The organism is Bradyrhizobium altum, assembly GCF_020889705.1.
In the GTDB taxonomy this organism is placed as follows: domain Bacteria; phylum Pseudomonadota; class Alphaproteobacteria; order Rhizobiales; family Xanthobacteraceae; genus Bradyrhizobium; species Bradyrhizobium altum.
This window is the reverse complement of record NZ_JACMYP010000027.1, coordinates 33031-50824: the sequence shown is the minus strand read 5'-3', so window position 1 is coordinate 50824 and position 17794 is coordinate 33031. Positions and strand designations below refer to the sequence as shown.

Genomic DNA, 17794 nt, shown 5'->3' with positions numbered 1-17794 from the left:
GCCCGATGCGGCGGTTTATCGTGAGGCGGCGCGCACTGCGCTCGCCGGCGCCAAGCCGTCCGGCGACAACGCCTTCAAGATCGAGCTCGCGCAGCGCATCGTCGTGCGCGCGCTCACCCTTGCTGCCGCAGGCACGCCGGATCGTATTGCCGCGCTGCCCGGCTCTCCTTTCTCATCCGTTGCAGGAGCGTAACGCATGACGGTTGAACTCAGTCTGACCCGCGACCCCGCCCATATCAGGCATGGCTCGAACATCGGCCAGCCGATGACCCGCACCGATGGCGTGCTGAAGGTCACCGGAAAGGCCCGCTATGCCGCCGACAATCATCCGCCCGGCATGGTCTATGCCGTGATCGCAACCAGCTGCATCGCGCGCGGCCGTGTCACCGCGCTCGACGTCGCCGCCGCCAAGCGCCATCCCGGCGTCATCGACGTGATGACGCCGGCGCACAAGCCCGAGCTCGCGGAAGATCCCGACGCCAAGGGGAATCCGTTCGCCTTCCGCATGGAGCTGTTGCAGAGCGACGAGGTGCGCTACGCCAACCAGGCGATCGCGGTCGTGATCGCCGAGACGCTGGAAGCCGCGACCGAAGGTGCGGCCTTGCTGTCGCCGCGCTACCAGGTCGAGATCGCGCGCGTCGGCCTCGACGCCGGCGAGGCCTATGCGCCGCCGGTGGTCGGCATCGGCAATCCCGCCGAGGTCCGTCACGGCGACATCGACGCCGGCATGGCTGCGGCCACGAAGCTGACCGATGCGACCTACGAGACCCCGGCGCAATATCACAACGCGATGGAGCCGCATGCGATCGTCGCGGTGTGGGACGGCGACCGTCTCTTCATCGACACGCCGAGCCAGGGCATGGGCTTCGCCCAGATGCGCGTCGCCGGCCTGTTCGGCATGTCGCCGGCGAATATCCACATCAACAGCCCGTTCCTCGGCGGCGGCTTCGGCTCCAAGGGACTGATCTCCGGGCCGCAGGTGCTCGGCATCATGGCCGCCAAGCTGATCGGTCGTCCGGTCAAGCTCGTGCTGCGTCGCAGCCAGATGTATGGCCCGGTCGGCCATCGTCCGCCGACCCGCCAGCGCATCCGGATCGGCACCGACGATGCCGGCCAGCTGACCGTGATCAATCATGAGGCGCGCGTCACCACGTCGAGCTTCGACGATTTCTACGAGCCCGCCGCCGACGCCTCGCACACGCTCTATGCCAGCCCCGCGATCCGCACCGCGCATGAAGCCGTGCGCGTCGACACCGGCACGCCGCTGTTCATGCGCGCGCCGGGCGAGGCCACCGGATCGATCGTGCTGGAAAGTGCGATCGACGAGGCGGCGTTCGCCTGCGGCATCGATCCGCTGGAGTTCCGGCTGAAGAACTACGCCGAGGTCGAGCCGACCACCGGCAAGCCGTTTTCCTCCAAGGCGCTGCGCCAGTGCTACGCGAGAGCCGCCGAACGCTTCGGCTGGGCGGGTCGTCCGCTGCAGCCGAGGCAGATGCGCGACGAGAACGGCTTTCTGGTCGGCTGGGGCATGGGGACCGCGACGTTCCCGGCCATCATGTTCCAGGGCAATGCGCGCGCTGTGATCCGCGCCGATGGCAAGGGCGTGATGGAGACCGGCGCGCACGACATGGGGCAGGGCGCCTGGACCGCGCTGGCGCAGATCTCGGCCGACTCGCTCGGTCTCGATTTCGATCAGCTGACGTTCAGGTCCGGTAGCTCCGATCTGCCCGATGCCGGCATTGCCGGCGGTTCGGGGCACACCGCAACCGTCGGTGCCGCGATCCACAATGCAGGTGCTGCCGTGATCGCAAAGCTCGCCGAGCTCGCGACCTCGGACCAGCGTTCGCCGTTGTTCGGCGCCGGCAATGCCGGCGTGGTGGCGCGGGCCGGACGGCTGCATCGCCGCGACGACGCTGCGCGCAGCGAGAGCTATGCCGACATCCTGGCGCGCGCCGGCGTTGCCGAGGTCGAGGCCGGCGGCGTTGGTGCAGCCGATCCTGCGGCACAATCGCAATATGCGATGCATGCGCACGGCGCTGTGTTTGCCGAGGTCAAGGTCGATCCGGAGCTCGGCCAGATCCGCGCCACGCGGCTGGTCGGCGCGTTCGCGGCCGGCCGCATCATCAATCCGCTGATGGTGCAGAGCCAGCTCTACGGCGGCATGATCTGGGGCCTCTCGTTCGCGCTGTACGAGGAGGCGGTGATGGACAAGAGGTCCGGCCGCATCCTCAATGCAAACCTCGCCGAGTATCATGTGCCCGTGAATGCCGATGTGCCGCCGATGGATGTGATCACGGTCGACGAGCACGATCCGCACGTCAATCCGCTCGGCATCAAGGGCGTCGGCGAGATCGGGATAACCGGCAGCGCCGGTGCCGTCGCCAACGCCGTCTTCCACGCCACCGGCATCCGGGTGCGGAATTTCCCGATCAAGATCGAGGAGATCGTGATGGGGTTAAGCTGACGCGGCTTGATACGATCGCGGTGTAAACATCATCGTCGTCCCGGCTTTCGCCGGGAGACATTGGATGGGACTACCCCGCCGCCGTCACGCAATTCACCCACAGCACCACGGCCTTGGCATCACGCGCCGGATTGGAAAACCGATGCGGGCGGCGGCTGGTGAAGCGGAAGCTGTCGCCCTGCTTCAGCGTCCAGGTCTCGGTGTCCACCGTCAGAATCATCTCGCCTGACAGCACGAGGCCGGCCTCTTCGCCGTCATGGGTATAGAACTCGTCGCCCGTGTTGCCGCCGGGCTCGAGATGCACCAGGAACAGATTGAGCCGGCTCTCGCTGCCAGCCGGGCTCAGCAGCTGCTTCGAGATTCCGGTGCGCCACAGTTTCAGCTCGGCGCGCTGCACCTCTCGGGTCACGATGCCGCCGGCGCTGTCATCTTTCGGTGTCGCGCCGAACAGCGCGGCGATGCCGACGCCGAGCACGTCGGCCAGCGTCGCCAGTACGCGCAGCGACGGCGACGATAGGCCGCGCTCGATCTGGCTGATGAAGCCTATCGAAAGGTCGGTACGCGCGGCAACCACCTCCAGCGACATCTGCTTGGTGCGGCGCAGGTCGCGGATGCGGCGTCCGACCGCGAGGTCCATCGCGGGCTCGGCCGGCTTCCTGGCCAGTTTTTTGGCCGATCCTTTGGCGGCGCGGCGTGCCGTCGCTGGCCTCGCTGCCGCGCCTTTGCGCAATCTCTTGCTGCCGCTCACGTCAGTCCGCTTCCTTCATGTGCATGAAAACCGCTTGCAATGGCCGCGGTTTCGTGACCACAATTTCATATTGGTGAAAATAGGCCGGAACGGCGTCGCCCGCAACCAAAAGCGCTGACACAGCGCGCGATGCGGTGCCACGGCCAGCTTCGGGAGGTGTTGCGATGTCCTTTCAGCGTCTCATGCAGGCCGCGGTCGCGGCGCTTGCCCTTGCCTTGAGCGCGCCGTCAGGGGCGCAGCAGGTGCTGAAGGTCGGCTCGACGCCGACCGGCATCCCCTTCACCTTCCTCGACACCAAGACCAATTCGATCCAGGGCATCATGGTCGATCTCGCCACCGAGATCGGCAAGGACGCCGGCTTTTCCGTGCAGATCGAGCCGATGCAGTTCTCGGCGCTGATCCCCTCGCTGACCGCAAACAAGATCGACATCATCGCGGCCGCGATGTTCGCCACCGCCGCGCGCAAGGAGGTGATCGATTTCTCCGAGCCGGTCTACACCTATGGCGAGGGCCTCGTGGTGCCGAAGGCCGACACCAAGGCCTATGCCACGCAGGAGGACCTGAAGGGCACCGTGGTCGGCGCCCAGGTCGGGACCGCGTTCGTCGACGCGCTGAAGAAGACCGGGCTGTTCAGCGAGGTCAAGGTCTACGACACCATTCCCGACATCCTGCGCGACGTGAATGCCGGTCGTCTCAAGGCCGGCTTCGCCGACTATCCGATCCTCGCCTACAATCTGCAGCAGGGCAATTTCGCCGACGTGCGGCTGGTCGACGGCTACAAGCCCGTCACGGTGGGCACGGTCGCGATCGGCATCCGCAAGAGCGACACCGAACTGCTGGCCAAGATCAACGCCTCGCTGGCGAAGCTGAAGGCCAACGGCACGATCGCAAAGATCCTGGAGAAATGGGGCCAGAAGGCCAGCGCGTCGTGAGCGCCACCGCGTCGACGGGACTTTAGGTGATCCGTCATCCTGAGGAGCGGCGTCTTCGCCGCGTCTCGAAGGATGTACGGTCCGGCTGGTGGCCGTCGACCCTTCGAGACGCGCTACGCGCTCCTCAGGGTGACGGTAAAAGCATTCGAGCATGTGACGGGACTGGATACAATTAGCCGATGCAAAAATTCTTCCATGACGCCGTCGAGTTCGTGCCGATCCTGTTGCAGGGGGTCTGGCTGACCATCGTCGTCACGATCGGCTCGCTCTTGCTCTCGACCGCGCTCGGGCTGGTGTGGGCCTTGATGCGGGTGTCCGGCATCGGCATTCTCGTCGGCCTCAGCGCGGCGCTGATCAATGTGATCCGCGGCATCCCGATCATCGTGCTGCTGTTCTACATCTATTTCGTGATGCCCGATTTCGGCATCGCGCTGTCGGCGCTGCAGGCCGCGATCATCGGGCTCGGCATCGCCTACTCAGCCTATCAGGCGGAGAATTTCCGCGCCGGCATCGAGGCGATCGACAAGGGGCAGATCGAGGCGGCGCAGACCATCGGGATGGGCTGGTGGCTCACCATGCGACGCGTGGTGCTGCCGCAGGCGGTCAGGATCATCCTGCCGCCCTACGGCAACATCATGATCATGATGCTGAAGGATTCCTCGCAAGCCTCCACCATCACGGTCGCCGAGCTCGCGCTGCAGGGCAAGCTGATCGCCTCCTCGACCTTCAAGAACACCAGCGTGTTCACCTTGGTGGCGCTGATGTACCTCACCATGAGCATCCCGCTTATCCTGCTGGTTCGGCACTTCGAGAACAAGGCGAACCGCAAATGATCGAGCTGCGCGACGTCCACAAGAGCTTTGGCAAGGTCGAGGTGTTAAAGGGCATCACCGCCTCGGTCGCCAAGAGCGAGGTGGTCTGTATCATCGGCCCGTCCGGTTCCGGCAAGTCGACCATCCTGCGCTGCATCAACGGGCTCGAAAGCTACGATCGCGGCGAGATCAGCGTCGAAGGCGCGCGCGTCGATCAGGGCGACCGCTCCATCGTCGCGATCCGCACCCAGGTCTCGATGGTGTTCCAGCGTTTCAACCTGTTTCCGCATCGCACCGCGCTCGAGAACGTCATCGAGGGGCCGCTCTATGTGAAGAAGGAGCCGCGCGAGGCGGCGATTGCCCGCGGCCGCGCGCTGCTGGCGCAAGTCGGGCTCGCCGACAAGGCCGAGGTGCACCCGCCAAAGCTCTCCGGCGGCCAGCAGCAGCGCGTCGCGATCGCGCGGGCGCTGGCGATGCAGCCGAAGGCGATCCTGTTCGACGAGCCGACCTCGGCGCTCGATCCGGAACTGGTCGGCGAGGTGCTGTCGGTGATGCGCAAGCTCGCCGATGACGGCATGACCATGGTCGTCGTCACGCATGAGATGGGCTTTGCCCGCGACGTCGCCGACCGCGTGCTGTTCATCGACGGTGGCGTCATCGTCGAGCAGGGCGCCGCCAAATCCGTCCTCAACCAACCGCAGCATCCGCGCACCCAGGATTTCCTGCGCCGCGTGCTGCACCCGTTGTGATCAGGTCACCTGTAATGAACGCGCCTATTCGCCTTCCTCTTCCACCGAGCCTCTACGCCGACACCGCGGTGGAAGCGACGCCGACACCGCCGCTGACGTCGGACAAGAGCGTGCCGGTCGCGATCATCGGCGGCGGGTTCACCGGCCTGTCGACCGCGCTGCACCTCGCCGAGCAGGGCGTGCTCGCGACCGTGCTGGAGGCGCAGGAGCCGGGCTGGGGCGCGTCCGGCAACAATGGCGGCCAGACCAATCCCGGGCTGAAGCACGACCCCGATCAGATCGAACAGGATTTCGGCGCCGACCTCGGTCGCCGCATGATCGAATTCTCCTACGGCACCACCAACTTCACGCACGACCTGATCCGCCGCTACCAGATTCCCTGCGAGGCGCGGCAGAACGGCACGCTGCGCGCCGCCTACAATGAGGCCAGCGCCACCGCGATCGAGACCACGGCGAAGCAGTGCATCCGGCGCGGCATGCCGGTCAAGCTGCTCAATGCCGCCGAGATGCGCGAGATGACCGGCAGCGACCGTTACCTCTGCGCCATGCTGGACGCGCGCGGCGGCGATCTGCATCCGCTGAGCTACGCGCGCGGCCTGGCGCGCGCCGCGATCGGTGCCGGCGTTGCCGTCCATGGCGAGACGCCGGCGCTGTCGTTGCGCCGTGACGGCAGAAGCTGGCGGATCGAGACCCCGCGCGCAATCGTGCATGCCGACAAGGTGCTGCTCGCGACCAATGGCTTCACCGATGATCTCTGGCCCGCGCTCCGCCGCACCATCGTGCCGGTGTTCTCGTCGATCGCGGCGACCGCGCCGCTGTCGGACGAGATCGCGCGTTCGATCATGCCGGGCCGTCCGGTGCTCTACGAGAGCGGCCACATCACGGTCTATTACCGCATCGACCAGCACAATCGGCTGCTGATGGGTGGGCGTGGCCCGATGCGCTGGATCAGCAAGCCGACCGATGTCGCCTATCTGATGCGCTACGCCGAGCGGTTGTGGCCGCAGCTCAAAGGCGTCAGCTGGACCCACGGCTGGAACAGCCGGCTCGCCATCACCACCGATCACTATCCGCATGTTCATGCGCCCGCGGAGAATTTGCTGATCTCGCTCGGCTGCAACGGCCGCGGCGTCGCGCTCTCGACCGCGATGGGCGCGCAACTCGCCCGCCGCCTGGTCGGAGGTGCAAAGGCGGAGATCGACATGCCCGTGACCGGCATCAAGCCGATCCCGATGCACGCCTTCTGGCGCGTCGGCGTCACCACGGCGGTGCTGACCGGCCGGGTAAGGGACAAGCTCGGGGTGTAGCTACGCGCTATCGCGTCCCGGTCTCGCCAAGATGCGTTCTGAAGAACGCGATGGCCGCGGCGTGGAAGCGTTGATGAAAGGCGAGGCGATCGAAGCCCGGCGGGTCGGTGCAGATGGCCGCCATCTTCGCTGTCTCCTCCGGCGTGCAGGTCGCGAGGAAGGAGAAGTGCTTGGCATCCTGCACTAGGTGAAAGTCCGGTCTGGACGGAAGCTTGTCGTTGATCGCGGCGGCACAGCACCCGGAGAGACCGTCGCCGCTCTGCGCGGGGTCCGAGCTCCACAATTGAATCGGGATCGTCACGGCTTTCAGATTCTCGGCAGCAAAGAACAGCACAGGAAAGGGATCGACGATGATCGCAGCCTTGATCCGCGGATCGTGGACGACCGGTCCGCTCGGCTTTTCTCCGCCTTCGAGCTCCTTGCAGGCCCGCAAGCTCGATGTCTGGCAGTTCGGCAGGCCCTTGCGGAGATCTGGCTCACCGCCAATCGCCGCGAGACCTGTATAACCGCCCCAGGAGAAACCATAGAGACCGATGCGTCCGGCATCGATGCGAGCTGCATCGGGCCAGCCTCCGAGTGCGTAGTCGATCGCGCGCTTGATGTCGGCGGGCCGCTCGACCGTGACGGCAAGGCTGTCGGTGCCGCTGGTGTCGCGCTCGGTATCGGTCGGATGATTGATCGTCACGACGATGAAACCGGCATCCGCAAGCGCCGCGGCCGTGTCATGATGGCCGCCGAGCCAGCCGCGCCTTCCATGCGAGATCACGATCAGTGGCAGCTTGTCTCCCACGATCGGGCAGTCGTTGACGCCGAAGAACGTTCTGCTGCCGCGGGCGTCGATCTCGTGCGGGGGCTCGGCGCAGGGATGCCATACCACCCCTCTGATCGCAGGCCCGTCGGGGCCCGCGGGAACGTCGAAGCGCCGTAGCCCGGCCGCCTGCACCGCCGAGACCGCAAGCAGCAACAGCGCTGACAGCACGAAGGGAGCACAACGCATGGCTATCGCTTGTCCAGAATCCGCAATTCGGCCGTGGCGCTGGCAACGGTCAAATTGTCAGCGTCGATCAGATCGGCCTCGACGATCATGTCGCGGTCGGTCTGCGAGACGACCCTGGCCTTGGCCGTGATCGGACCGACGCGGGCCTGCTTGAGAAACCGCGTGGTGAGAGTTCTGGTCACCACGGTCTTGGTTGCCGGAAGTACAGCGAGGGCGCCGAGGCCCGTTGCCGAATCCAGCATCGCCGCAAGGAAGCCGCCCTGGATCGTTCCATGCCGGTTGGTGAACAGGGGTTGCGCCACGAAGCGGATCGAGGTGATTTCGCCGTCGAAGCCCAGCCACTCGCGTCCGAGGAGCTGAGCGCCGGGCGGCACGTCTGCGCTTGCATCGCTCAAGCCGGTCACCATTGTTCGTTGTCGGGCCGAATTGTATCAGCCCATTTGCGTCCTGCAATGTCCCTCGGCGCGCCATCGCGAAAGCTCAATCACTGATTTATCCGACAATCCCCTGCGGCGTCAGTGCGATCCGAACTTGGGAAATCAGGGAACCATCTTCAGATGTGGACAGCGGTCGAAGTTTCGGGCGATGCTGAGATCATTGACGATCCCCATCGTGCGCGACCCATGATCGGGCCTTTTGTTCCCGGTGTTTGCGTGAGGTAGATCCGAATTCCCGAGTTGATTGCCACGAACTTGGAAGGCTCGTCGGCCGCCGCGACGACAGAGCTCCCCGCTGACCTGAAGGCTGACATCCTGGCGATCGGCCGGATCGATGCGGTTCCGACCATCCTCGACGTGGTGTGCCGCACCACAGGCATGGGCTTTGCCGCGGTGGCAAGGGTCACGGAAAGTCGCTGGATTGCGTGCGCCGTCCGGGACAACATCTCGTTCGGACTGAAGCCCGGCGATGAGCTGAAGGTCGAGACCACGATCTGCGACGAAATCCGGGCGAGCGGACACGGTGTTGTCATCGACCATGTCGCCGAGGATCCGGCCTTTCGCGACCACCGCACGCCGGCGATGTACGGATTTCAAAGCTACATTTCGATTCCGATCGTCCTCGCCGATGGCACGTTTTTCGGGACGCTCTGCGCGATCGATCCGCACCCGGCGAAAGTGAACACGCCGGAAGTCGTCAACATGTTCAAGTTGTTCGCTTCGCTGATCGCGTTTCACCTGCAGGTGCAGGAGAGGGTCGCAACCAGCGAGGCCGCGCTACTGAACCACCAGCAGGCGGACGAGATTCGCGAGCAATTTATCGCGGTGCTCGCGCACGATTTGCGCAATCCGCTCGCCTCGATCGACGCGGGCATGAGGCTGTTGCTGAAGGAGCCGCTCAACGAAAAGTCGATGACCTATGTCGGGTTGCTTCAGAACAGCGTGAAGCGCATGGCGACCCTGACCGACGATGTCTTGGACTTCGCGCGCGCCCGTCTGGGCGGCGGCTTCAAATTGAAGCGCAGCGCCGACGCGCAATTGCTGCCGGCGCTTGAGCAAGTCGTGAATGAATTACGCGCGGCATGGCCCGATCGCGTGATCCAGACCGATTTCGCCATCAATCGCGGCATCAATTCCGACCCGGCCCGGATCGCGCAATTGCTGTCCAACCTGGTCGGCAATGCCCTGAAGCATGGCGACGGCAATTCGTCAGTCAGGGTGTCTGCGGCAACCGACAGCGAGGGCTTTGAGTTGTCGGTCGCGAATGGCGGGGCGCCGATCGCTCCGGCGGTTATCGAGAGGTTGTTTCAGCCGTTCTTTCGCGTTGCGCACCAGTCCACCTACGAAGGCCTGGTTTGGGCCTCTACATCGCCGCGGAAATTGCGCGCGCCCACAACGGCAAGCTCGAGGTGACGTCCTCCGCTGCCGAAACACGGTTCACCTTTCGGATACCGCGCTGCTGACCGGACCATGCTCACGTGTCGCGAGAATGCGTACGTTTGACGCACCGGCCGTGCGACATCTTCAGTGTCGTCCCGGCGAAGGCCGGGACCCATAACCACGAATGCGAATTGCCTTGCAGAGCTGTGGCCACAGCTCATTCAACAAAGCAGCCCTCTGGTTATGGGTCCCGGCCTTCGCCGGGACGACGGTGGTGCGTGAGGTGCGACCGTGAGGCGCAGCGGCCGGCTCACGGCACGACGACCTCGCACGCCGCGATCCCCGATCATTCCGAGGGCGGCCACCACGGATACTGGCTCGGCATGTCCTGCGAGACCTTGCCCGGAAAGGCCGGCTTTCGCTTCTCGATGAAGGACTGCACGCCCTCGCGCACGTCGGCGTGGCCGCCGCGCTCGACCGACATCGGCTTGTCGATCGCAAGCAATTCGAACGGATCAGGCGCGCCGGCGAAGCGCCAGAGCATCTGGCGGGTCAGAGCGACCGACACGGCCGACGTCTCCGCCGTCATCTCGTGGGCGATCTGCCGCGCCCGCTCGAGCAGGGCGTCCGGCTCGACCACTTCGCTGACGAGGCCGCCCGCCAGCGCCTCGTCCGCATCGAAGGTGCGGCCGGAGAGGCACCAGCGCAGCGACTGCGGCAGGCCGACGAGCTTTGGCAAGAACCACGCACTGCCGGCCTCCGGCACCAGCCCGCGGCGCGCGAAGATGAAGCCGATCTTGGCGCCGCGAGCGGCGATGCGGATATCCATCGGCAGCGTCATGGTGATGCCGACGCCGACCGCAGCGCCGTTGATCGCGGCGATCGAAGGCTTTCGGCAGTTGAAGATCGCCTCGACGAAGCGGCCGCTGCGCTGGCCGGCGCTTGCGAACACGCCTGCGCCGTGGCTGCCGGACATGTCGAAGCTCTTGGCGCCGCCGGAGACGTCGGCGCCGGCACAGAAGGCACGGCCCGCGCCGGTGACGACGATCGCGCGGACGCCGTCGTCCGCATCGGCGCGCAGAAACACGTCGGCGATCTCCGCACCCATGGTGCCGGTGTAGGCGTTGAGCTTGTCGGGCCGATTGAGCGTGACGATCATCAGGGAGCCGTCGATGTCGCACGTGATGTGTTCGTAGCTCATGACGGCCTCCCTGAGATGCTTGTTGTTATGCGCCCCGCGGTCGACTCACCCCTCCGCGATTGCATCGCTCCACGGATGAAACGGCTCGGTGGCGCCGCTGTTTGTTGTGCCATCGCGCAGCACGATGCTGGGGCAGGCGAACTTCTTGGGCTGGGTCTGGATGCGCGCCTCCGCATAGTCGAAACTGCCGCGCAGCACCTCACGCACAGCTTGCGGCAGGCGGACATCGCCGATCACCACATTGCCTTCGCTGGCGTCGATGCGGGGCTGATGGATCGCGGCGTCGAGGTCCATGCCGAAATCCATCACGAAGGAGAGCAGCTGCGACACCGCGGGCAGGATGCGGCGGCCGCCGGATGCGCCGGCGGCAAGACGGCGGCCGTCAGCCCCTTCCGCCACTACGGGCGTGTAGTTGGTCAGGCAGCGCTTGCCGGGCGCGAGCGAGTTCGGATTGCCTTGCGTCGGATCGAACCACATGATGCCGTTGTTCATGGTGAGGCCCGTGTTCGGCGTCACGAATTTGGAGCCGAAGGTCGACAGCAGCGTCTGCGTCACCGCGGCCATGTTGCCGTCGCGGTCCACCGCCGAGAAATGCGTGGTGCAGGACGGCGCGATCGCTTCCGCGCCGAGCGAACGGCGGCCGTCGACATCGCCCATGTCCTTCAGTCGTTCGCGATAGGCGGCTTGCAGCGCCTCGGCGTAGGCAGCATAGGCCGCCGCATCCGGGCCGCCCTGCGCGGGCGCAAACGCCTTGTGCAACAGGCCGAGCGTACGCGCCATGGTCGGACCCGCGGTCAGCTCCGGCGTGGCATAGACCGTGCCGCCGCGATAGGGAATCCTGAGCGGCTCGCGCAGATGGGCGCGGAAGGCGGCGAGATCGCGCACCGACAGCGCGCCGCCGGCGGCCTGGATGTCGTCGGCGATGCTGCGCGCCAGATCGCCTTCGTAGAAGTCGCGCGGGCCGGCGGCGGCAAGCTGCGCCATCGTCGCCTGCAGCCTGTCCTGCGGCATGCGGACCACCGACTTGATGCCCCATTGCGCATTCGGCGGCAGGCCGTCCAGCAGATACGCCCCGGCGCTGGCCGGATAGCGACGCAGATCGGCGGCGGAGCTTGCGATCATGTCGGTGGTCCACCAATCCACCAGCAGGCCTTCGCCGGCAAGCTTGACGCTCGGTGCGAGCAGGTCCTTCCACGGCATTTTGGCGTGGCGGCGATGTGCCTCCTCCATGCCGGCGACGACGCCGGGCACCGCGATCGAGCCCGGTCCGTGCAGATTGCGGTCGTCCTTGACGCGCGCCCAGGGGAACAGGTCGGAGGCCGCGCCGCCGGTCAGCGGATAATCCTCGAGGCGCAGGCCGTCCGGCGCGCGCATGCCGTAGTCGATCACCTCGACGCGGTTCTCCTTGGCGCGGTACAGCACCATGGCGCCGCCGCCGCCGGCGCCGCTCATCCACGGCTCCAGCACGCCCAGCGCAAAGGTGGTTGCAATTACGGCGTCGACACAATCGCCGCCCGCTGCCAATACCTCAGCGCCGACTTCGGCCGCCTTGCGCGACTGCGCGGCGACGATGCCGCCCTTGGCGCTGACGGCCGGCTTGCGGATCACTTGCGAGTTGGAGAACTGGTCGGACATGGCGTTGCTTTCGCTGTTCTTGTTGCGGGCGGGTCGCGTTGGCGTAGCATGCCAAGCATGGCACTGTCAGTGCAACAAGAACCAATTTCAGGGAGCGGAAAATGAGCAGTGTGAAGCGTGAACGGGACGGCAAGGTCGGCATTCTGACGCTGAACGATCCCGCCAGCCTGAACGCCATGACGCCGGAACTGCTCGGCGATCTCGCACGCGCCATAGGCGAGATGGGCGTCGCACCCGGCATCCGCGCGCTGATCCTGACCGGGGAGGGACGCGGTTTCTGCTCCGGGCAGAATCTCAAGGCGTTCAACTCGCTCGGCGACAATATCTATACCGGCGTGATGAAGCATTACTGGCCGGCAATGCAGGCCTTGCGCGAGTGCCGGATGCCGGTGGTGGTCGCCGTCAACGGCGTCGCGGCGGGCGGCGGCTTCAGCCTTGCGATGTCCGGCGACATCATCCTGGCCGCGCGCTCGGCGAGCTTCATCCAGGTGTTCAGCCGGATCGGCCTGGTGCCCGACCTCGGCTCGACCTGGCTCTTGCCGCGCCTGATCGGACGCCAGCGCGCGCTCGAGCTGATGCTGCTGAACGAGCCGTTGTCGGCCGAGCGGGCCAAGGAGTGGGGATTGGTGCGCGACGTGGTCGACGACGCAAGGCTGCTCGACGAGGCGAAAGCGCTTGCAGGCCGCCTCGCCGATGGCCCGACGCGCGCGCTGGTCGCGACACGGCAGCTGCTCGAGGAGAGCGAGCACGCAAGCTACGCCGATCAGTTTCGCCGCGAGATCGAGCTGCAGATGGTGATCCGCGAAAGCGCCGACGCGAAGGAAGGCCGTCAGGCCTTCGTCGAGAAGCGCAAGGCCCAGTTCACGGGGCGCTAGGCAAGCATGCTAGCCGATCGCAATCGCGATCTTGCCGAAATGCGCGCCGCTCGCCATGTGGGCGAATGCGTCCTTGACCTGGTCGAACGCGAACACCTTGTCGATCACGGGCTTGACGCCGTGCGTGCTGATGCCGTCGCACAGCGCCTGCAGATCCTCGATCGAGCCGACGGTGACGCCCTGCAGCCTTTGCTGTTGCATCACCATCAACGGCAGCCGGGTGTCGGAAGAGGCGGGACCGGCGAGCACGCCGATGAAGGCGATGGTGCCGCCGATTTTCGTTGCGCGGATCGACTCGTTCAGCGTGCCGACGCCGCCGACCTCGACGACGAGATCGACGCCGCGCCCGGTCAGCTCCCGCGCCTTCTTGCCCCAGTCGGGTGTGGTCTTGTAGTTGAGCGTCACATCGGCGCCGAGCTGCTTCAGCCGCACGATCTTGGCGTCGCTGGAAGAGGTCGCGATGACGCGGGCGCCGCACATCTTGGCGAATTGCAGCGCGAACAGCGAGACGCCGCCGGTGCCCTGGGTCAGCACGGTCTGTCCCGGCTTGATGTCGCCGAGCTTGACCACCGCGCTCCACGCCGTGAGGCCGGCGCATGGCAGCGCCGCGGCTTCGATGTCGCTGAGATGGTCCGGCGTGCGCACCAGTGCGTGCGCCGGGAACACCCGGTATTCGGTCAGCACGCCGTCGACGCTGCCGCCGAGCGCCGCGCGCATCCGCGCCTCGCTCGGCTCGCCGCCGAGCCAGCTTTCGAAGAAGCTGCCGATCACGCGATCGCCGGCTGCGAAATTCCTGACGCCGGCACCAACCGCCTCGACGACACCGGCGCCGTCGGAAACCGGCACCAGCGGAAATTTCTGGCGCGAGCCATAGCCGCCCTTGACCGTGAGCAGGTCGCGATAGTTCAGCGTCGCCGCCTTCAACCGCACCAGGACCTCGCCGGGGCCGGCCTGTGGAACCGGCTTGTCGACCAGCGCAAGCGCGTCGACGCCGCCGGGGCCTTGCAACTCATAGCATTTCACGGGACGTCTCCTGTTGGCTGTTCTTGTCTTGGGCGGCGCACCCGGCGCCGCCGCGCATCCACCGAGCATATGTCAGGCCTGCCGCGCCTGGCCATAGCGTGCCGTGCGGCCGATGGAATGGCGCCCATGTCCGAACATGTTGGCGCTGCCGAAAAATGCCACCAATGTGCCGTTGATGACGTGACCGAGCGGAGGTGACCATGGCTGCCTTGCTTGAGACGAAACGTAATCCGGTCGCCGCGTTCACACGTGGTGTGGTCCGGGCGCTGCTTGCCGCCGCATTGATCTGGTGCAGTGGTGCGATCGCGGCGGCGGATGACAACCTCTACCGCGCGCAGACCGTCGTCACCGGCCAGGGCGAGCCGAACCGCATCATCGGCTTCGGTGCATGTCTGGAGGACGTCCTGATCAAGGTCTCCGGCCAGCCGATGCTGGCAAGCGACCGCAGGCTTGCCGCATACAAATCGAGGGCCAGAGAATTCGTCAGCAGTTTCGACTATCACGACCAGTATGCCGGCAAGCCGCATCATGACGAGCAGGGCACCCGCGACCGGCCTTACGACCTGACGGTCGCTTTCGACCAGAACAAGATCGACGGCATTCTCGCCAAGCTCGGCCTCAAGCCGTGGCGATCGCAGCGGCCGGCGCTCGGCGTCTTCGTCGAGATGCTGCATGGCCCGAAGGACTTTATCGTCACCTCTGACGGGACGCAGTCCGACTTGCAGCGCGATGCACTCGCGGCTGCGGCCGGCAAGCGCGGCATGCGCTTCGTGCTGCCCGAGACGGCCGCTCTGACGAGCGCCAATGTCGCGGCCGCCGGCCTCCTGAAGACGCCGCCCGCGCAGTTGAGTGCGATCGTGGGGCCGCGGGGCGGCGAGGCCATTCTGGTCGGACAGCTGGTCTGGGACGACAAGGATCTCGGCTGGGCCACGCAATGGCGGATGGCGTGGCGCGGCAGGGACTACAAATGGCAGTTCCGCGGCGTCACCTTCGATGAGGCCTTCCGGCGCGGCATCGGCGGCGCCGCGCAGGTGCTGTCCGGCAATGGCGATCCGGGACGATCGAAATGAGCTTGCGCTTGAATGTGCGTGAGCGCCCCCGGATCGTTCTAACCGGCGTAGCCGAGCGTCTGCGACGGGTACTCCCCGAACATCGCGCGGTAGTATTGCGAGAAGCGCCCGAGCTCGATGAAGCCTTGTTCGATCGCAACCTTGGAAACGGTGGTCTGCTCCGGCGTGCTTTCGCGCAGGATCGAACGGATCATGCAGAGCCGCTTGTAGCGCAGGAACGTCACCGGGCCGACGCCGAACACCTCGTGGAAGGCGCGGTGCAGGCTGCGTCGCGACAGCCGAAGCTCGGTGCAGATTTCCGAGACATGGACCGGGCGGGCGCCCGCGGCGTGCAGATAGTCCTCGACGTGGCGGACCAGCTTCATCGCCGACGGCAGGTAGCTGGTTCCGTCTGATGGCAGCGATGTGATCGCCGTCGGCCTGACGCATTCGATGATCGCGCGCTTCCAGAACTCGGACGACGCCTCCGACAGCGCGTCCGGATACCGGGCGAGATGCGAGACGATCTGCGGCAGCCTGATCGCTCCGGCCATGCCGAGCGTGGGGTCGGCGCGAAAGTGGTTCTTTGCTTGCCATGTTTCGGCATCGGCGAGCCGCGGCTCATCGCCGAATATGTCGGGCAGATCGGCCATGTCGAAGCGAATTGCGGCATAGGACGAGGCCTTGTGAAAGACGCCGTCATGCTCGACCGATGGCGGGATCACCAGCACGTCGGCCGGCTGCATGTCGAATGCCCAATGCGTGACGCGATCCGTGGCGTTCAGCAGCATTCCGATGATCAGCTTGTCATCGGCCGAAGTGCGCTGGGTGCGCACCCCGACATTGAATGCGCCGATGCTGAGCGAGAAATCGCCGATCCCGACATGAGACAATGTACCGCGCAGCTTGCCGCGCTCCAGCTGCATGACATCGACATGCGAGCCTTTGACGGCGTCGTGGAGTCCCTCGAAGCCGTCAAGCTCGCCGGTGCTGACCGTCAGGTGCTGGCCCATATCCACGCGTCCCACGGCGGAATCGTGGACGGGATTTTTGCCGGTTTTGCTCGGGAAGGCAACGCGGACGACGGCACGGGATCGATGGGTCGGGACGCCGTTTTGTCAGGACCGCGCGCCTTGGGGACGAGACTGGCACAAACTGCATATCGCCCCCGCCGCATGGGGCAATCGTTTGATCTCAAAGCAAAATGCGCGGTCGTCAGCGGCTCTGCGCCGGTGGCTAGGCCGCCATCAGGTGCTCAAGCGCAACAGCCTGCTCGCGGGTCTGGAAAGCGATCGCGGTGTGCGTGAAGCCCGACGAGGCCTGGGTCTGCGCGATGTGATTGAGGACCTCGGTGCCCTTGACCACGTGAAGGTCCATTCCGGGGCCGGCGGGGAAGATGCCGAGGACGACATCGTAGGCGTCGACGATGGCCTTCAAGGCACCGCCCTTGTCTTCCGAAGCATCGATAAAGATACGAACATCCGCGGCGATACTACGAAGTTCGTCAAAGTCGATCACTGGAAGTCTCCTCTACGCAACTCACTGATCGACTTTAGCTGCAACTTGCTTACTGAAACCTAAATTACGCCCGGTTCCTTCGTGCACTCACCGCACCGTGACTCGCATTTCGATCTGAGCGATCGCCGCATTCCCGGCCTGCCGCCTTCAGGCGCCGGTTGGCGATCTCCGCTTCGCAATGCGCTTGACCGGCGCATGGGCCGGCGCGGCATGTTCGGACGGATCGGCCATGTGAGGAATGCGATGCTCGATGTGATCCACGACGCGGAAGAACGTGTCCAGCGTCCTGGCATCGAGGCCGGCCGTGAGGTTGCTGTGCCGGCGCAGGATTTCGTCGAGGCTGCGGTCAAGCAGCGCCACGCCCTGAGCTGTCAACCGGATCTCGCTCCGGTTCCGGGCGCTGCCCCTGACCGGCGTCAGCTCGACCAGCCCCTTTTTCTTCAGCGACGTCGTCTCGCGGCTGACGACGGCCTTGTCCAGCTGCGCGTTGGTCCAGATGTCGTAGGCGCTGGCGGGCTCATGCTCCCGGAGAAAGGACAGCACCCGCCATTCCGCGAGCGAGACGCCGTAGGCTTGCGGGAAGAAAGCATTGGCATTCGCGCGCAACTTCGCGACGAGGCTCGACAGCACCGTCGGCACATAGCGTTCGAAATCAATCACCAGTTCC

At 65.7% G+C, this 17794-nt stretch carries 17 protein-coding genes and 1 pseudogene; 9 read left to right on the top strand and 9 right to left on the bottom strand.

Going from position 1 to position 17794, the window contains the following annotated elements; translation table 11 throughout:
• Together H8B02_RS10500 and H8B02_RS10495 are read left to right on the top strand one after the other, a co-directional pair.
• A pseudogene (locus H8B02_RS10500) lies at positions 1 to 193 on the top strand (FAD binding domain-containing protein); the annotation flags it as partial.
• A 3-nt stretch (positions 194 to 196) separates the two neighbouring features.
• Positions 197 to 2464 (top strand): xanthine dehydrogenase family protein molybdopterin-binding subunit, encoded by a 2268-nt coding sequence (locus H8B02_RS10495; RefSeq protein ID WP_229166173.1) that lies wholly within the window; start codon positions 197 to 199, stop codon positions 2462 to 2464.
• Between the two features lie 70 nt (positions 2465 to 2534).
• On the opposite strand, the gene H8B02_RS10490 is transcribed toward H8B02_RS10495, so the two are convergent.
• Positions 2535 to 3212 (bottom strand): cupin domain-containing protein, encoded by a 678-nt coding sequence (locus H8B02_RS10490; protein WP_229166172.1) that lies wholly within the window; start codon positions 3210 to 3212, stop codon positions 2535 to 2537.
• Positions 3213 to 3376: 164 nt separating this feature from the next.
• On the opposite strand from H8B02_RS10490, the gene H8B02_RS10485 reads away from it, so the two are divergent.
• From H8B02_RS10485 to H8B02_RS10470, 4 genes are all read left to right on the top strand, one after another.
• Positions 3377 to 4144: an ABC transporter substrate-binding protein gene (locus H8B02_RS10485; protein WP_229166171.1), complete on the top strand. Its 768-nt coding sequence runs from the start codon at positions 3377 to 3379 to the stop codon at positions 4142 to 4144.
• A gap of 179 nt (positions 4145 to 4323) precedes the next feature.
• On the top strand, positions 4324 to 4977 hold the full coding sequence (locus H8B02_RS10480) for an amino acid ABC transporter permease (protein WP_229166170.1): 654 nt from the start codon (positions 4324 to 4326) through the stop codon (positions 4975 to 4977).
• Entirely contained in the window at positions 4974 to 5705 is a 732-nt protein-coding gene (locus tag H8B02_RS10475; RefSeq protein ID WP_176529609.1) for an amino acid ABC transporter ATP-binding protein, read from the top strand. Before H8B02_RS10480 ends, H8B02_RS10475 begins: the two co-directional genes overlap by 4 nt.
• 14 nt (positions 5706 to 5719) lie before the next feature.
• A complete protein-coding gene (locus tag H8B02_RS10470) occupies positions 5720 to 7012 on the top strand; it encodes an NAD(P)/FAD-dependent oxidoreductase (RefSeq protein ID WP_229166169.1) in 1293 nt (430 codons plus the stop codon).
• A gap of 7 nt (positions 7013 to 7019) precedes the next feature.
• Here H8B02_RS10470 and H8B02_RS10465 read toward each other — a convergent pair whose 3' ends face one another.
• Together H8B02_RS10465 and H8B02_RS10460 are read right to left on the bottom strand one after the other, a co-directional pair.
• Positions 7020 to 8009 carry an alpha/beta hydrolase family protein gene (locus H8B02_RS10465; RefSeq protein ID WP_229166168.1) on the bottom strand — a complete coding sequence of 330 codons (990 nt, stop codon included), beginning with the start codon at positions 8007 to 8009 and terminating at the stop codon, positions 7020 to 7022.
• 2 nt (positions 8010 to 8011) lie between these two features.
• Positions 8012 to 8413: a PaaI family thioesterase gene (locus H8B02_RS10460; RefSeq protein ID WP_229166178.1), complete on the bottom strand. Its 402-nt coding sequence runs from the start codon at positions 8411 to 8413 to the stop codon at positions 8012 to 8014.
• 273 nt (positions 8414 to 8686) lie between these two features.
• On the opposite strand from H8B02_RS10460, the gene H8B02_RS10455 reads away from it, so the two are divergent.
• Positions 8687 to 9859 (top strand): GAF domain-containing sensor histidine kinase, encoded by a 1173-nt coding sequence (locus H8B02_RS10455; RefSeq protein ID WP_312000775.1) that lies wholly within the window; start codon positions 8687 to 8689, stop codon positions 9857 to 9859.
• Positions 9860 to 10172: 313 nt separating this feature from the next.
• Here H8B02_RS10455 and H8B02_RS10450 read toward each other — a convergent pair whose 3' ends face one another.
• Both H8B02_RS10450 and H8B02_RS10445 read right to left on the bottom strand, forming a co-directional pair.
• Entirely contained in the window at positions 10173 to 11027 is an 855-nt protein-coding gene (locus tag H8B02_RS10450) for an enoyl-CoA hydratase-related protein (RefSeq protein ID WP_229166167.1), read from the bottom strand.
• A gap of 45 nt (positions 11028 to 11072) precedes the next feature.
• Entirely contained in the window at positions 11073 to 12662 is a 1590-nt protein-coding gene (locus tag H8B02_RS10445) for a gamma-glutamyltransferase (protein WP_229166166.1), read from the bottom strand.
• A 101-nt stretch (positions 12663 to 12763) separates the two neighbouring features.
• Here H8B02_RS10445 and H8B02_RS10440 point away from each other — a divergent pair, with 101 nt between their 5' ends.
• Complete coding sequence (locus tag H8B02_RS10440; protein ID WP_229166165.1) at positions 12764 to 13537, top strand: enoyl-CoA hydratase-related protein; 774 nt, start codon at positions 12764 to 12766, stop codon at positions 13535 to 13537.
• Between the two features lie 9 nt (positions 13538 to 13546).
• Here the strand turns inward: H8B02_RS10440 and H8B02_RS10435 are convergent, their stop codons facing one another.
• Positions 13547 to 14560 carry a zinc-dependent alcohol dehydrogenase family protein gene (locus tag H8B02_RS10435; RefSeq protein WP_229166164.1) on the bottom strand — a complete coding sequence of 338 codons (1014 nt, stop codon included), beginning with the start codon at positions 14558 to 14560 and terminating at the stop codon, positions 13547 to 13549.
• 200 nt (positions 14561 to 14760) lie between these two features.
• Between H8B02_RS10435 and H8B02_RS10430 the strand changes: the two genes are divergently transcribed.
• Positions 14761 to 15630 (top strand): DUF2066 domain-containing protein, encoded by an 870-nt coding sequence (locus H8B02_RS10430; RefSeq protein ID WP_229166163.1) that lies wholly within the window; start codon positions 14761 to 14763, stop codon positions 15628 to 15630.
• A gap of 38 nt (positions 15631 to 15668) precedes the next feature.
• On the opposite strand, the gene H8B02_RS10425 is transcribed toward H8B02_RS10430, so the two are convergent.
• From H8B02_RS10425 to H8B02_RS10415, 3 genes are all read right to left on the bottom strand, one after another.
• On the bottom strand, positions 15669 to 16622 hold the full coding sequence (locus H8B02_RS10425) for a helix-turn-helix domain-containing protein (protein WP_229166177.1): 954 nt from the start codon (positions 16620 to 16622) through the stop codon (positions 15669 to 15671).
• A 223-nt stretch (positions 16623 to 16845) separates the two neighbouring features.
• Positions 16846 to 17127, bottom strand: coding sequence for a hypothetical protein (locus H8B02_RS10420; protein WP_050401090.1), 282 nt, complete (start codon positions 17125 to 17127; stop codon positions 16846 to 16848).
• Positions 17128 to 17274: 147 nt separating this feature from the next.
• On the bottom strand, positions 17275 to 17787 hold the full coding sequence (locus H8B02_RS10415; RefSeq protein ID WP_229166162.1) for a MarR family winged helix-turn-helix transcriptional regulator: 513 nt from the start codon (positions 17785 to 17787) through the stop codon (positions 17275 to 17277).
• Between the last annotated feature and the right edge of the window lie 7 nt (positions 17788 to 17794).

What these genes read in the sequence shown, in the direction of transcription:
- H8B02_RS10495 (WP_229166173.1), top strand. Translation starts at nt 197, where the DNA reads ATGACGGTTGAACTCAGTCTGACCCGCGACCCCGCCCATATCAGGCAT.
- H8B02_RS10485 (WP_229166171.1), top strand. Translation starts at nt 3,377, where the DNA reads ATGTCCTTTCAGCGTCTCATGCAGGCCGCGGTCGCGGCGCTTGCCCTT.
- H8B02_RS10480 (WP_229166170.1), top strand. Translation starts at nt 4,324, where the DNA reads ATGCAAAAATTCTTCCATGACGCCGTCGAGTTCGTGCCGATCCTGTTG.
- H8B02_RS10475 (WP_176529609.1), top strand. Translation starts at nt 4,974, where the DNA reads ATGATCGAGCTGCGCGACGTCCACAAGAGCTTTGGCAAGGTCGAGGTG.
- H8B02_RS10470 (WP_229166169.1), top strand. Translation starts at nt 5,720, where the DNA reads ATGAACGCGCCTATTCGCCTTCCTCTTCCACCGAGCCTCTACGCCGAC.
- H8B02_RS10465 (WP_229166168.1), bottom strand. Translation starts at nt 8,009, where the DNA reads ATGCGTTGTGCTCCCTTCGTGCTGTCAGCGCTGTTGCTGCTTGCGGTC.
- H8B02_RS10450 (WP_229166167.1), bottom strand. Translation starts at nt 11,027, where the DNA reads ATGAGCTACGAACACATCACGTGCGACATCGACGGCTCCCTGATGATC.
- H8B02_RS10445 (WP_229166166.1), bottom strand. Translation starts at nt 12,662, where the DNA reads ATGTCCGACCAGTTCTCCAACTCGCAAGTGATCCGCAAGCCGGCCGTC.
- H8B02_RS10440 (WP_229166165.1), top strand. Translation starts at nt 12,764, where the DNA reads ATGAGCAGTGTGAAGCGTGAACGGGACGGCAAGGTCGGCATTCTGACG.
- H8B02_RS10430 (WP_229166163.1), top strand. Translation starts at nt 14,761, where the DNA reads ATGGCTGCCTTGCTTGAGACGAAACGTAATCCGGTCGCCGCGTTCACA.
- H8B02_RS10425 (WP_229166177.1), bottom strand. Translation starts at nt 16,622, where the DNA reads ATGGGCCAGCACCTGACGGTCAGCACCGGCGAGCTTGACGGCTTCGAG.